Below are 13,828 nucleotides of genomic sequence, written 5' to 3'. Positions count from 1 at the left end.
AAACATGAATCCCAATATCCCGACCCCCCACATCACTGCAGGAGAGAACGATTTTGCAAAAACTGTCCTGATGCCCGGAGACCCGATGCGGGCAAAATTCCTTGCGGAACATTACCTGGAGAATGCGGTACTTGTCAACAATGTCCGCGGAGTCCAGGGATATACCGGAACCTGGCATGGGAAAAGGGTATCCGTGATGGCCAGCGGCATGGGATGCCCGTCCATCGGAATCTATTCCTATGAGCTGTTCAATTTTTACAATGTGGACAATATCATCCGGATCGGCAGTGCAGGTGCGCTTCGCCCTGAAATCAAGGTAAGGGATATTGTAATCGGCATGAGCGCCTACACCAATTCCGGATATATCAAAGCATTCGGTTTTACAGGCAGTGCCGCGCCGTGCTGCAGCTATGATCTGCTCCGCAAAGCGATGGACAAGGCGGAAGAAATGGGAATCCGGGCATTTGCCGGACCTGTTTTCAGCAGTGATATGTTCTATTCGGACATCAGCAAAGAGGAAAATGAAGTACTGGCAAGGCAGGGCGTGCTTGCAATTGAAATGGAAAGCGCGGCGCTCTATCTGAACGCCGCGCGGGCAGGCAAAAACGCGCTCTGTATCTGTACGATTTCCGACAGCCTGGTTACCGGAGAGATTACCAGTGCGGAAGAACGGCAGGAAGGTTTCACCAAAATGATGGAACTGGCCCTTTCAATCGCCTGACGGGCCGGATTTCTCCACTTCCCATGGAACGTACAGCTCTTCCCCCGGAATCATTTCGATTTTCCGGCCGGTAACACGGTTCAGGGCATCTGTTACGGAAGCCAGGTCCCGTGTGCGGACGGCGAGGGTAAATGTGATGGAGGAGGCAAACTCGGGATTTTCAATCCGGACGGGCAGGTTCCCGGCAGCGTGGCAGAGTGAGTCCCAGCAGGAATACGGAATGTCGCAGAGCATCCGGGAAGTCAGCTCCATCCTGGCGATTCCGGCTGCGTTCAGGGCTGTTTTACAGCCCTGCGTATAGGCACGGACAAGGCCGCCGGTCCCCAGCAGGACACCGCCGAAATACCGGACGACAACCACACAGCAATTTACCACATGCGAAGATTTCATCACTTCGACAATCGGGAGCCCGGCGGTACCGCCGGGCTCTCCGTCGTCACTGTACCGCATAATCCCGGCGTTTTCACCGATGATATACGCATAGCAGTGGTGTGTTGCCCCGTGGTGCTGATCGCGGACGGACTGCAGGAAGGACAGGGCTTCGCTTTCTGTCGCACAGGGACATGCATAGCCGATGAACCGGCTTTTTTCGATTGTGAATTCATCGGAGGCCGATGATTTTACGGTAATATACGAGTCTTTCATGCCAGCTTGATGCGGCAGAATCCCTTCTTGCCTTTTTTCAGGAGGATTCCGTCCTCTTTCAGCTGCGAGACGGAAATCTGCGCAGCCGGATCGGTCACCTTGCTGTCATCCAGGGAGACCGCGTTCTGCTCGATCTGTTTCCGGGCATCGCTCTGGCTCTTGCAGAGGCCGGAACGGACCAGCATTGTGGAAACACGGGCATCCTCGTTCAGCTCCGCTTCTGAAACCTCCAGGGTCGGGACATTCTCCATGGAAGCGCCGCCGCCGAAGAGAGAAGCGGATGCATCCGCGGCTTTCCGGGCTTCTTCTTCACCATGAACCAGCTTGGTGACTTCATAGGCCAGGACCTTCTTGGCCTCGTTGATTTCAGAATCCCGGAGAGCACCCAGGCGGCGCACTTCATCCATGGGCAGGAAGGTCAGCAGGGCAAGGCACTTTTCCACGTCCTTGTCATCCACGTTCCTCCAGTACTGGTAGAACTGATAGGGAGAGGTTTTGACCGGATCCAGCCAGAGTGCGCCGGCTTCCGTTTTGCCCATTTTCCGGCCGTCATGGGTCAGGAGCAGCTGGAAGGTGCAGGCAAAAGCCTTTTCGCCCTCCTTTTTCCGGACCAGGTCCGCACCGCCGAGCATGTTGCTCCACTGGTCGTTGCCGCCCATTTCCAGCCGGCAGCCAAAGCGGTGGAACAGTTCGAGGAAGTCATAGCTCTGCATCAGCATGTAGGTGAATTCCAGGAAGCTGAGGCCGTTCTCAGTTGCCATACGGGCTTTGTAGCAGTCTGCGGTGAGCATTTTGTTGACGGAGAACTGGGAGCCGATATCCCGCATAAACTCAATAAAGTTCAGGTGGCGCAGCCAGTCCCCGTTATTTACGATGACGGCTTTCCCGTCACTGAAATCAAGGAAGCGGGACATCTGCTTCTTGATGCATTCAACGTTGTGGTCGATTGCTTCGGTGGTCAGCATTTTCCGCATATCGGTTTTGCCGGACGGATCGCCGATCATGGCGGTTCCGCCGCCCATCAGGGCGATGGGCTTATGGCCGGCCCGCTGCATATGCGCCATCGCCATAATCGGGATATAATGGCCGATATGGAGGCTGTCGGCAGTCGGGTCAAAGCCGACATAGAAAACGGTCGGATTCTTCAGCTGCTCGTACAGTTCATCCTCAAATGTAACCTGCGCGATAAAGCCGCGCTCTTTCAGAATGTCGAGAATGTGTTCCATGGGGATTCCTCCTTATCGTATTGCTTCGGCAATCAGGTCCTTCAGGATGCCCATGCCGGTTATGATCTGTTCTTCGGTACTGTTGGAGAAGTTCAGCCGAATGGTGTTTTCGTGGCCGCCGCCGACACAGAAATGCGTGCCGGGGACAAAGGCAACCTTTTTATCGATGGCTTTGGTCAGCATGTCAAGCGCGCTGATGTTCTCCGGAAGTTCCGCCCAGATGAACAGGCCGCCTTCCGGCTTTGTATAGGAGACGCCGCCGGGGAATGCGGAAAGCTGGTCCAGCATCAGCTTCATCTTCTTTCCGTACTCGGCGCAGATGGAAGCGATATGGCCCGGCAGCAGACCGCGGCGAATGAACTGGTCCACAACCGCCTGGTTCAGGTTGGCTGTATGGACGTCAGTGGACTGCTTGCCGACCGTGCATTTCCGGATGATGGACGCATCGCCGGCCATGAAACCGACGCGCAGGCCGGGAGAAATGATCTTGCTGAAACTGCCGAGGAACATCACCCATCCATCTGTATCGGAACTCTTGATGGAAGGAAGCGGAGAGCCTGTATAGCGAAGATCACGGTACGGATCATCCTCCGCCACCACGACATGGTACTCATTGGCAAGCTCCGCAATACGCCTGCGGCGGTCTGCCGGAAGCGTCTTCCCGGTCGGGTTCTGGAATGTCGGAATCGTGTAGAGCATCTTGGGATGGTGCTGCCGGATTTTCGCTTCGAGATCATCCGGAAGCAGCCCGTCTCCATCGCTTTCCACCGGCACCAGGTTGGCCTGATAAAGCTTCATGCACTGGAGATTGCCCAGGAAGGAAGGATTTTCCACCAGAATCGTGTCACCGGGATCAATCATGGCCTTGCAGAGCAGGTCCATCGCCTGGGTGGAACCGGTAACCGGCAGGACGGCCGGGATTTCACACTTCAGCATATCCGCAGCATAAGCATGAAGGCTCTCCAGGAAAGGCGCGTATCCCTCCGTTGCCCCGTACTGCAGGATCGCTTTCCCGTTCTGTGCCAGGACATCGACGGCCAGCTCGGAAACCAGCCTGTCGGGAAGGGCATTGAGGGAAGGATTGCCGCCGGCAAACGAGATCATGCCGGGCTGCGCAATGATCTTGAAGATTTCCCGGATAGCGCTTCCGGATACATTGTCAAACCGGTGGGCAAAATGAACAGCGGACTGGTCCATGGAAAAGCCTCCTTCAAAAACAAAAAATCCGCAGTTCTCCGGAAGGCGAAGAACCGCGGTACCACTTCCATTTGACATTGCGGACAACCATGCAATGTCCTCATCTGAACGCTGTAACCGGCGCACCGGATCCATCCTACTTGCCGCAGCTTTCAGACGATAACTCCGGGATGTACATTTCCCCGCCGGACGCTTCCTTCCACCTGCCGGAAGCTCTCTGAAGACCGTTTCCGGGGAACATCTTCCCATCATCGTATTGGCCATATTATGACCGACGGAAGGCAAAATGTCAAGTGCCCGCGGCATGGGCATTTTGGAAAAAGCTTGATTAAGCCCCCGAAATCCTGTATAATTTACTGGGTCTTTTTCAGGATACTGCAGCCCGGCTATTTCCTCGGGATGTGCAAGGAGGCGTATTCAATGGAATGCAAAATCAAGAATGATTACGGCACAATCTATATTGCGGAAGACGTCATGCTGAAGGTTGTCGGCTATGCTGCCCTGGAATGCTACGGGATTGTGGCAATGTCCGGTAAGCGGGCAACAGACGGGATTTCTGAATGGCTGGGACGGGAAAACCTGTCCAAGGGCGTCCAGATCCGGAATGTCGGCGATATGCTTGATGTGGATCTTTTTATCATTGTCGAATACGGAATTTCCATTTCCGAAGTTTGCAAGACCATTGTCGAAACGGTTCGGTATAAACTGGAAAGCATGACCGGTGTCAAAGTCCGGAAGATCAGTATTTCGGTGGAAGGCATCCGGATCTGATCCTGTTTGAACTCACAAGTATTGTAATACGGAGGAAAATTTCTTGATTCAGTTTAAGACAATTGACGGCCTCCTGCTGCGCGATATGGTGATGGCCGGCACAGCACTGCTGGAAAAGAACCGTGAAGCGGTGGATGCCCTGAACGTTTTCCCTGTGCCGGACGGTGATACCGGTACAAATATGTCCCTGACCATGCAGTCTGCCACCCGGGAAGTGAACAGCAAGGAATTCCTCCGGGCGGATGAGGCGGCAAACGCCCTGGCCAAGGGAGCGCTGAAAGGCGCACGCGGCAACTCGGGTGTAATCACAAGCCAGCTGCTGCGCGGTTTTGCAAAAGCGGTGAGCGGAATTGAAAAGATTACTCCGGTTCAGTTTGCCGAGGCGCTGGGGAAAGGTGCCGAGATGGCCTATAAGGCCGTGATGAAGCCCAAGGAAGGCACAATCCTGACGGTTGCCCGCGTGGTTGCTGAGGATGCCATGAAACAGGCGGCCAACGATCCGGAAGATTACGACAAACTGTTCAATGTGATCCTGAAGAGCGGCGAGGCCATTCTGAAGAAAACACCTGATATGCTTCCGGCCCTGAAACAGGCCGGTGTTGTGGACTCCGGCGGACGCGGATTGCTGCTGATTTATCAGGGGTATGCTGCTGTACTCCGCGGCGAAGATATCAGCATGGCGGAAACCGGGATGGAAAATGACAGCATTGCGGATTCCGATGACTGCCATGACCTGAGTAAGGAACTTACGTATTCCTACTGTGTCAATTTCACGCTTTCCAGATTCCGGGAGGACTGTGACGAGCATGACCTGGACTCCTTCCGCCGCCGCCTGAACCGGATCGGCGACAATGTATCGGTCAGCGGTGACCTGACAAAAGCCGAGGTGCACGTCCATACGGACAATCCCGGTTCTGCGCTGGAATACGGTATTGAACTGGCGGAGATCTCCGAAATCCGGATTGACAACCTGGCGGAAATGAAACGGGCATATGATGCGGAAAACGGAACAGCACAGCCGGCTGAGGAAGCAGAACCGGCAGCGCCTGCTGAACCTGAAAAGAAATACGGATTTGTGGCGGTTTCCCTGGGCGCCGGTTTTTCCCAGTTCTTCCATGACCTGAGTGTGGACCAGATTGTGGAAGGCGGACAGACGATGAATCCGTCGGTGGATGACCTGCTGAATGCGGTCAATCAGGTGCCAGCCCAGTGTGTGTTTATCCTGCCGAACAACGGAAACGTGATTTTCGCAGCCAACCAGGCAGCCGAACTGAGCAAGAAGGATGTCCGCGTGATTCCGACAAAGAATGTCGCGATGGGCATTGCGGCAGCGATTGCGTTCCAGAATGACCTGGAACCGGACGAGAATGTGGCCCGGATGGATGAAGCCTCCCAGCATGTCAAAACCGGCATGGTGACTTACGCGATCCGGGACAGTGAGTATAATGGGATTGAAATCAAGCAGGGCGACATTATCGGTCTGCACAACGGCAAGATTGAATTTTCCGGTTCGTCCATCCAGGAAGTCGTGACTGAAATGATGAAAAACATTGTGACCGACGAGGATGAACTGATCACTGTCTACTATGGGGCAGATGTGAAGGAAGAGGACGCAAAGGATCTTGCAGACGCCATTGAGCAGGAATATGATTTCTGCGATGTGGAATGCCATAACGGAGGCCAGCCGCTGTACTACTATCTGATCTCCGTGGAGTAAAGCATGGAACTGACAGACCTGGAAGGCATCGGCCCGGTACGTGCTGAAGCATTACGCGCAGTGGGGATTCTCTCATTGCGCGATTTATTGTATACGCTTCCGGTCCGGTATGAAGATCACAGTACCGTTTATCCGTGTGCAACCCGGCAGGAAGGACCGGTTATGGTCCGCGGATCATTCCCGGAATCCCTGAAACTCAGTTATTTCCACGGCCTTTCCCACGTTACCGGTACGATTGCCGACACATCCGGGAAAATGCCGGTGTGCTGGTTCAATGAACCCTGGATGGCGAAAAATATCCGTCCGGGGGATGAAATTACGCTTTACGGGCGTGTGAATATCAAAAACAACCGGAGAATGCTGCAGAATCCCGTGATCGTGACGGAAACGGGATGGGCACCCATATACCGTGCGGTAAGGCAGATACCGGCAGCATCCTTCCGGAAACTGATCCGGATGGCACTGGACAGTGTGGATGACTGCTGTCCGGAAACACTGCCGGATGAATTCCGTCTGCGGTACCGGCTGTGTGAACTGAATTTTGCAATCCGTCAGGCGCATTTTCCATCGAATGAAGCGAACCTGAAAATAGCCCGCCGGAGGCTTGCCTTTGAGGGAATACTGGTATATCTGCTGTATGTGTCCATGAACGGAAGCCACCGGAAGCCGGCGGTTCCGCTGCAGACTCCAGACGATGCCCCCGAATCATACTGGAAGCTTCTTCCGTTTCCGCCCACTTCGGCCCAGAACCGGGTGCTCTGTGAGATTGCATCCGACCTGCGGAAGGATACGGCCATGGCACGGCTGGTTCAGGGGGATGTGGGCTGCGGAAAGACCGCAGTTGCCTTTGGCGCCATATACATGGCATGCAGGGCTGGAGTTCAGGCCTGTATGATGGCCCCGACTGAAATCCTGGCGGAGCAGCATTACCGGAATGCAAAAACAATCCTGGAGCCTGCCGGTATCACATGCCGGCTGCTGACCGGAAGCACAAAAGCAAAGGAACGCAAAGCAATCCTGGGCGAACTGGAAAGCGGAAGCTGCCAGGCGGTCTTTGGCACCCATGCACTGATCAGCAGGGATGTAAAATATCATCAGCTGGGGCTGGTGATTACGGATGAGCAGCATCGGTTCGGGGTGAACCAGCGGTCCGGACTGGAAGAAAAAGGAACCGGGGAAACCGGTACGGCACCGCATGTGCTGGTGATGTCCGCAACCCCGATCCCCCGGACATTGTCGCTGATCCTTTACGGGGATCTGGACCTTTCGATTATTGATGAGCTGCCGGCCGGAAGAACGGCTGTTCGGACACGGATGGTACCGGAAGAAAAGCGGGCAGCGATGTATGCGTTTCTTCGGCGCGAAGTTCTCAAGGGACGGCAGGCATATGTCGTCTGCCCGATGGTGGAGGACAGTGAGAAAACCGACGGTGTACGGAGCGCCAAGGCGGTCTATGAACAGCTGAAAAGCAACGAACTGCAGAACCTGAATATTGCCCTGACGTGGGGAGAACAAAGAACTGAGGATAAGGAAAAAGCCATACGCGGGTTTATGGACGGAAGCAGCCAGGTCCTGGTTTCCACCACCGTGATTGAGGTGGGGGTCAATAATCCGAACGCAACGGTCATGGTGATTGAAAACGCGGAAAGATTCGGCCTCAGCCAGCTGCATCAGCTGCGGGGGCGGGTTGGCCGCGGAACGGAGGAAAGCTGGTGTTTCCTGCTTTCAGATGCGACGGATAAGCTGCAGATCCTGTGCAGCACCAATGACGGGTTTGAAATTTCCAGGAAGGACCTTGAACTGCGTGGGCCCGGCGACCTGATCGGGACCCGGCAGTCCGGGGACGCAGCCGGACCGTTTGCCGGCGGCGATGCACGGTTGCTGGACGAAGTGGCGCAGACCGTGCGGGAGCTTCACCGTGATCCGTCCATGGCCGGAATCCTTGAACGGCTGGAAGCGTACGCGCAGGCTTATTTTGAAAAAGACGGTCATCAGATTGCAGTGAACTGAACCGGGAGGGACGGATATGCTGAACTGCTTTACCAACCGTGAACTCAGCTGGCTCGAATTCAACCATCGGGTGCTGATGAACGCAAGCAATCCGCTGGTTCCGCTGTGTGAACGGCTGAATTTCTTTTCAATTTTCCAGTCGAACCTGGATGAGTTCTTCATGGTACGGATCGGCAGCCTGCACGACCAGAAACTGCTGGATGACGGCAGCCGGGAGAATAAGACCGGAATGCGCCCATCCAGCCAGATTGAGGCGGCCCTGGCCAAAATCCGAAGTATCTGCCGGGAACGGGATGAAGTCTACAATGTACTGATGGACGACCTGGCATCCCAGGGAATCCGGACAGTCCGGTTTTCTGATATTTCCAATGAAGCGGAAGAGCAGCTGGGAAAGCTGTTCCATTCAGATGTTCTGCCTTATCTTTCACGGTTTATGATTACCCGGAAAGAAGATTTTCCGTTTCTGAAGAATCGGGAAATCTACGCAATTGCTGTCCTGAAATCACGGGATGGAGCCGTCCGTGTTGCCGTCATTCCATGCGCGGGGACGGTTCTGCCCAGGCTGATCCGGGTACCCGGTGAAGAAGGTCGGTTTATCCTGCTGGAGGAATTTATCCTGCACTATGTGCCTACGCTTTTTCCGGAAGAAAAGGTGATCGGGAAAAGCCTGGCCCGGATTACCCGGAACGCGGATATTGATGCGGATGCGGTATATGATGAAGACCTGAATTACCGGGATCATATGGCGGAAATCATCCGTATGCGGAAACGGCTCTGTCCTGTACGGATGGAACTCAGCCGCCAGATTGATACGGCCATTGTGGACCGCTTGCGGGAATACATGGGACTGAGCGCAAGCCAGGTGTTTGAATATGACACACCGCTGGAACTCTCGTTCCTGTATCAGTTCAGTGATATGCTGAGGGGAAGAGCTGATCTGTTTTACCCGCCGCGGTCATCCCGGAAGCTGGCGGTACCGGATGAAACGGATCCTTCCATGATCGGAATGATCAAACGGGGCGATGTGCTGATTCACTATCCCTATGACAGCTTCAACACCTTTCTGCGGCTGCTGCGCGAAGCGGCCGTGAATCCGTGCGTCACCGCCATTCGGATGACGCTGTACCGCGTAGCCCGGAACAGCAAGGTTGCCGAGGTGCTGGAGGAAGCGGCGGAAAACGGGAAGCAGGTTGAAGTTTTTGTTGAACTGAAAGCCCGGTTTGATGAGGAAAACAATATTGAATGGAGCCGCCGCCTGGAAAGCGCCGGCTGCCGGGTGATATACGGGATTGAGCATATCAAGGTTCACAGCAAGCTCTGCCTGATCAGCCTCCGGAACGATGACGGCGGGGAAGAATATATAACCCAGATCGGAACGGGTAATTACAATGAAAACACCAGCCGGATCTATACGGATCTGTGCCTGATGACATACAACCAGCAGATCGGCTGGGACGGACGGATGGTTTTTGACGCCCTGACCCAGGGAGAGACCATCCGCCATGCAGAAACGCTGCTGGTATCCCCGAACGATATGCAGGTTCCCCTGATGAAACTGATTGACGAACAGATCCGGAAAGGCCGGAACGGCAGGATCCGGCTGAAACTGAACAGCCTGACCGATAAGGAACTGATGGACAAGCTGATTGAAGCCAGCCAGGCCGGCGTCAGCATTCGGATGGTGATCCGCGGAATCAGCTGCCTGCTGCCGGGTATACCCGGAATGACAGAAAATATACAGATCATCAGCATTGTAGGCCGTTATCTGGAGCATTCCCGGATTTACCTGTTCGGAGAAGGGGAAGAGACAAAAGCGTTTATATCCAGTGCGGACTGGATGACGCGGAATATGAGCCGGCGGGTGGAAATCGCCTGCCCTGTGCTGCACAGGCCGCATATTGAAATGCTGAGCCGGATTATGGAAACCTGCCTGAGTGATACAGAACAGTCATGGGAGCTGGAAAGTACAGGAGCTTACCGGAAGAGGAACGATCCGGGAAAGCCGTACTGTGACGCACAGGATGCTTTTCATGATCCGTCCTTCACGCCCTGTCTTCCATAAATTCCAGCAGGATGCTGTTCTGAATATCCATCCCGCGCCGCGTCAGGCGCCAGCTGTCATCTTTCAGGACCAGGAGGTTTTGGGATGCAAGGCGCCCGAGTATATCTCCGTAGAAGGCTTCCGGTGGTGCACCATGCAGTTCCCGGAAACGCTTCCGGTTCATACCGGCCGTCATGCGCAGGGACAGCATTACGGTTTCAAAACGGGCTTCCGCAAGGGAGATTGACTCTTCGGGAGCGGGAGAAGCCGGAGAATGGATCAGCCGGTAATACTCAGGAAAGGTATCCGGATTCGTCGTTCGGATACTGAACACATCCTTTGGCAGAACGGCCGGGCGCAGCATCGAAGCGGCGGCCAGCCCGAGCCCCAGGTACGGAACCTGGTCCCAGTAACCGATATTATGCCGGCATGCAAATCCGGGCCGGGAAAAATTGGAGATCTCATACTGCTCAAAACCGTTTTCGGCCAGAAGACGGATACAAAGGTCATACATATCCCGCTCCAGATCCGGATCCGGCAGTTCCAGGATGCCGGAATCCAGCTGTGCAGACAGGGGCGTTCCTTCCTCCGGAATCAGGCCGTATGCGCTGATGTGATCCGGATGAAGGGATAAAGCAAAGCGAACGGTCTCCTCCCAGTCTGCAATGGTCTGGCCTGGAATTCCGAACATCAGGTCAAGACTGATGTTTTCCAGACCGGCATCCCGGGCTGCTTTTACCGATGCAGCCACATCCCCGGAGCGGTGAATCCGCCCAAGCGTCTGCAGAATGGAATCCTGGAATGCCTGCATTCCAAAGGAAATGCGGTTGATGCCATGGGAGACGGCTGCGTCCAGCCAGGCAGGGGTTACGGTGCCCGGATTGGCTTCCACACTGAATTCATCAACCCGGGAAAGATCCAGTATTGTCTTCAGTTCTGAAAGAAATGAACAAAGCATACCGGCCGGAACCAGGGAGGGGGTCCCTCCGCCGATATAAACGGTTTCGATCGGTTCACTTATTTCGTGCTGCCGGAGCTGTGCTTCCGTGAGAAGCGCAAGGAGGTAACGCTCCATTTCCGGCCGGCTGCAGCCGGAAAACGAAGCGAACGAACAGTATGTGCACTTCCGGACACAGAAGGGGATGTGAATGTACAGTTCCATAACTGCTCCTTCATCAGGGCCGGGGAAGAAAGATCCGGATACAGGTTGATGACATCCCGCGAAGCGGAAAGCGCATACCGGACCGTATAACCGGTACCGCCTTCAAACTCTCTGAGATAACAGATACAGATTGAAGAATGCCGGACCATGAACCGGTTCCGGACATGCATGCATCCCTTGAAATAGGAAGGAGCCAGGACCAGTTCATCGTCGGCGGAATTCCGGATCCGCTCATACCTGCGCCGGTCGGAAACGGACCAGTGCGAGGACTGGTCTGCACATGGAATGGCCAGAAACAGACCGATATCCGGATGATCCGTGCGGAAGGCAAGCACTTCTTCCGCAGCCAGCGTGTCAAAACCCAGAGCTCCGCCGCAGATAAACCAGCGGGCTCCCTGCTCATAGCACCGGTGAATGGCGGATTTCAGGCGCTGCCGGATTTCCGGCACAGATTCCCGGTCAATCTGGCGGTGGCCGGTAAAACATACCGTATTCTGTTCAACCCGCGCGGTTTCGCATCGTGGAATTCTCATATCAGTCCATTTTCAGCACGGCAAGGAAAGCTTCGCTGGGGACCTGGACGGTACCGAACTGCCGCATCCGCTTTTTGCCTTCCTTCTGCTTTTCCAACAGCTTCTTTTTCCGGGTAATATCACCGCCGTAGCACTTGGCCAGAACGTCCTTCCGAACGGCCTTGACGGTTTCACGTGCGATGACTTTTCCGCCGATGGCGGCCTGGATCGGAATTTCAAACATCTGCCGCGGGATCACATCCTTCAGCTTTTCCGCGATTCCGCGGCCGCGGGCATAGGCCTTATCGCGGTGGACAATGATGGAGAACGCGTCGCAGATCTCGCCGTTCAGCAGGATATCCAGCTTGACCAGATCGCTTTCCCGATAATCCTTCAGTTCATAATCAAAGGAAGCATAACCGCGGCTGCGGCTTTTGACCTGATCAAAGAAGTCGAAAATGATCTCGTTCAGGGGCATGTCATAGTTGAGTTTGACCCGGCTTCCTTCATACTGCATATCCAGGAAGATGCCGCGCTTGTCCTGGCAGAGTTCCATCAGTGTTCCGACGGAATCCTGGGGGGTATAGATCGTGGCATGTACAAAAGGCTCTTCCATGCAGGCAATTTCTCCGACAGGCGGCAGGTTCGTCGGATTATCGATCATGAGCTCCGCGCCGTTGGTTTTAATCACACGGTAAATAACGCTGGGAGCTGTGGTGACCAGATCCAGGTCAAACTCACGCTCCAGCCGGGTAGTAATAATATCCATGTGAAGCAGGCCGAGGAAACCGCAGCGGAATCCGTAGCCGAGCGCGACGGAAGTCTCCGGTTCGAAGGAAAGGGAAGCATCATTCATGCGAAGCTTTTCCAGCGCATCCTTCAGCGCAGGATAGTCAGCCCCGTCGGCAGGGTAGATTCCACAGTATACCATTGGGGTTACATGCCGGTATCCGGGCAGGGGCGATTCGGCGGGCCGGGCGGCATCCGTGATGGTATCACCCACCCGGGTATCACGGACGTCCTTGATGGATGCGGATACGTAGCCGACATCGCCGGCCTGGAGGGCATCGCACGGGGTATATCCCGGGGTAAAGTGACCGACTTCCACGATGTCAAACTCGGTACCTGTGGACATCAGGCGCATTTTCATGCCGGGACGGATGGTGCCTTCCTTGATCCGGATGAAGCAGATCGCGCCGCGGTAATTGTCATAGAACGCGTCGAAAATCAGCGCCTGAAGCGGGGCGGACGGATCGCCTTCCGGTGCCGGAATATGATGGACAACCGCTTCCAGGACGTCTTTGATATTCTGACCTGTTTTGGCGGAAATACACGGGGCATAGCTGGCATCCAGCCCGATGACGTCCTCGATCTCCCGGCGGACTTCTTCCGGGCGTGCGGAAGGCAGGTCAATCTTGTTGATGACCGGTATGGTTTCCAGGTTGTGCTCCAGGGCCATGTACACATTGGCCAGTGTCTGGGCTTCAATACCCTGGGTTGCGTCCACGACCAGCAGGGCGCCTTCACATGCGGCCAGGGCACGGCTGACTTCGTATGTAAAGTCCACGTGCCCGGGGGTATCGATCAGATTCAGGATATATTCCTGCCCGTCTTCCGCCCGGTATTTCATATGAACGGCTTTGCTCTTAATGGTGATTCCGCGTTCACGTTCCAGTTCCATGCTGTCCAGGATCTGATCCACCATTTCGCGTTGCTCAAAAACGCCGGTTGTTTCCAGAATCCGGTCTGCCAGCGTGCTTTTTCCGTGATCGATATGCGCGACGATACAGAAATTGCGGATTTTCCGCATATCATCCGCCATGGGT

At 54.9% G+C, this 13,828-nt stretch carries 11 protein-coding genes; 5 read left to right on the top strand and 6 right to left on the bottom strand.

Features of this window, described 5'->3' with window-relative positions; genetic code table 11:
* The first annotated feature begins 4 nt into the window (after nucleotides 1–4).
* Nucleotides 5–721, top strand: coding sequence for a purine-nucleoside phosphorylase (gene deoD, locus JNO48_01485; protein ID QTE68609.1), 717 nt, complete (start codon nucleotides 5–7; stop codon nucleotides 719–721).
* On the opposite strand, the gene JNO48_01480 is transcribed toward deoD, so the two are convergent.
* The 3 genes from JNO48_01480 to JNO48_01470 are packed head-to-tail and all read right to left on the bottom strand — an operon-like array spanning nucleotide 710 to nucleotide 3,789.
* On the bottom strand, nucleotides 710–1,366 hold the full coding sequence (locus JNO48_01480) for a YigZ family protein (protein ID QTE68608.1): 657 nt from the start codon (nucleotides 1,364–1,366) through the stop codon (nucleotides 710–712). The two genes, deoD and JNO48_01480, sit on opposite strands and share 12 nt — an antisense overlap.
* Entirely contained in the window at nucleotides 1,363–2,592 is a 1,230-nt protein-coding gene (locus JNO48_01475) for a tyrosine--tRNA ligase (GenBank protein ID QTE68607.1), read from the bottom strand. Before JNO48_01475 ends, JNO48_01480 begins: the two co-directional genes overlap by 4 nt.
* Before the next feature lie 12 nt (nucleotides 2,593–2,604).
* Nucleotides 2,605–3,789 (bottom strand): PLP-dependent aminotransferase family protein, encoded by a 1,185-nt coding sequence (locus JNO48_01470; GenBank protein QTE68606.1) that lies wholly within the window; start codon nucleotides 3,787–3,789, stop codon nucleotides 2,605–2,607.
* A 420-nt stretch (nucleotides 3,790–4,209) separates the two neighbouring features.
* On the opposite strand from JNO48_01470, the gene JNO48_01465 reads away from it, so the two are divergent.
* The 4 genes from JNO48_01465 to ppk1 are packed head-to-tail and all read left to right on the top strand — an operon-like array spanning nucleotide 4,210 to nucleotide 10,349.
* A complete protein-coding gene (locus JNO48_01465; protein QTE68605.1) occupies nucleotides 4,210–4,560 on the top strand; it encodes an Asp23/Gls24 family envelope stress response protein in 351 nt (116 codons plus the stop codon).
* 43 nt (nucleotides 4,561–4,603) lie between these two features.
* On the top strand, nucleotides 4,604–6,277 hold the full coding sequence (locus JNO48_01460; protein QTE68604.1) for a DAK2 domain-containing protein: 1,674 nt from the start codon (nucleotides 4,604–4,606) through the stop codon (nucleotides 6,275–6,277).
* 3 nt (nucleotides 6,278–6,280) lie between these two features.
* The gene (gene recG, locus JNO48_01455) at nucleotides 6,281–8,287 is read left to right on the top strand and encodes an ATP-dependent DNA helicase RecG (GenBank protein QTE68603.1); all 2,007 of its coding nucleotides are present in this window, start codon (nucleotides 6,281–6,283) and stop codon (nucleotides 8,285–8,287) included.
* 16 nt (nucleotides 8,288–8,303) lie between these two features.
* A complete protein-coding gene (gene ppk1 / locus JNO48_01450; protein ID QTE68602.1) occupies nucleotides 8,304–10,349 on the top strand; it encodes a polyphosphate kinase 1 in 2,046 nt (681 codons plus the stop codon).
* Here ppk1 and hemW read toward each other — a convergent pair.
* Genes hemW through lepA form a run of 3 tightly spaced genes read right to left on the bottom strand, consistent with a single transcriptional unit; the run spans nucleotide 10,330 to nucleotide 13,824 of the window.
* Entirely contained in the window at nucleotides 10,330–11,403 is a 1,074-nt protein-coding gene (gene hemW / locus JNO48_01445) for a radical SAM family heme chaperone HemW (GenBank protein ID QTE69783.1), read from the bottom strand. The two genes, ppk1 and hemW, sit on opposite strands and share 20 nt — an antisense overlap.
* Nucleotides 11,346–12,023 (bottom strand): DUF1273 family protein, encoded by a 678-nt coding sequence (locus JNO48_01440; protein QTE68601.1) that lies wholly within the window; start codon nucleotides 12,021–12,023, stop codon nucleotides 11,346–11,348. The genes hemW and JNO48_01440 overlap by 58 nt, the downstream gene beginning before the upstream one ends.
* A gap of 1 nt (nucleotide 12,024) precedes the next feature.
* A complete protein-coding gene (gene lepA / locus JNO48_01435; GenBank protein ID QTE68600.1) occupies nucleotides 12,025–13,824 on the bottom strand; it encodes a translation elongation factor 4 in 1,800 nt (599 codons plus the stop codon).
* Nucleotides 13,825–13,828 lie beyond the last annotated feature (4 nt).

It is taken from the genome of Clostridiales bacterium, from assembly GCA_017569285.1.
In the GTDB taxonomy this organism is placed as follows: domain Bacteria; phylum Bacillota; class Clostridia; order Christensenellales; family Aristaeellaceae; genus Aristaeella.
The sequence above is the reverse complement of the archived record's forward strand: the minus strand, read 5'-3'. Positions and strand labels throughout refer to the sequence as shown.

Bases quoted from the DNA above. Each gene is read 5' to 3' on its own strand.
- JNO48_01465 (QTE68605.1), top strand. From the start codon at position 4,210: ATGGAATGCAAAATCAAGAATGATTACGGCACAATCTATATTGCGGAA.
- JNO48_01470 (QTE68606.1), bottom strand. From the start codon at position 3,789: ATGGACCAGTCCGCTGTTCATTTTGCCCACCGGTTTGACAATGTATCC.
- lepA (QTE68600.1), bottom strand. From the start codon at position 13,824: ATGGCGGATGATATGCGGAAAATCCGCAATTTCTGTATCGTCGCGCAT.
- deoD (QTE68609.1), top strand. From the start codon at position 5: ATGAATCCCAATATCCCGACCCCCCACATCACTGCAGGAGAGAACGAT.
- JNO48_01440 (QTE68601.1), bottom strand. From the start codon at position 12,023: ATGAGAATTCCACGATGCGAAACCGCGCGGGTTGAACAGAATACGGTA.
- ppk1 (QTE68602.1), top strand. From the start codon at position 8,304: ATGCTGAACTGCTTTACCAACCGTGAACTCAGCTGGCTCGAATTCAAC.
- JNO48_01480 (QTE68608.1), bottom strand. From the start codon at position 1,366: ATGAAAGACTCGTATATTACCGTAAAATCATCGGCCTCCGATGAATTC.
- hemW (QTE69783.1), bottom strand. From the start codon at position 11,403: ATGGAGCGTTACCTCCTTGCGCTTCTCACGGAAGCACAGCTCCGGCAG.
- recG (QTE68603.1), top strand. From the start codon at position 6,281: ATGGAACTGACAGACCTGGAAGGCATCGGCCCGGTACGTGCTGAAGCA.
- JNO48_01475 (QTE68607.1), bottom strand. From the start codon at position 2,592: ATGGAACACATTCTCGACATTCTGAAAGAGCGCGGCTTTATCGCGCAG.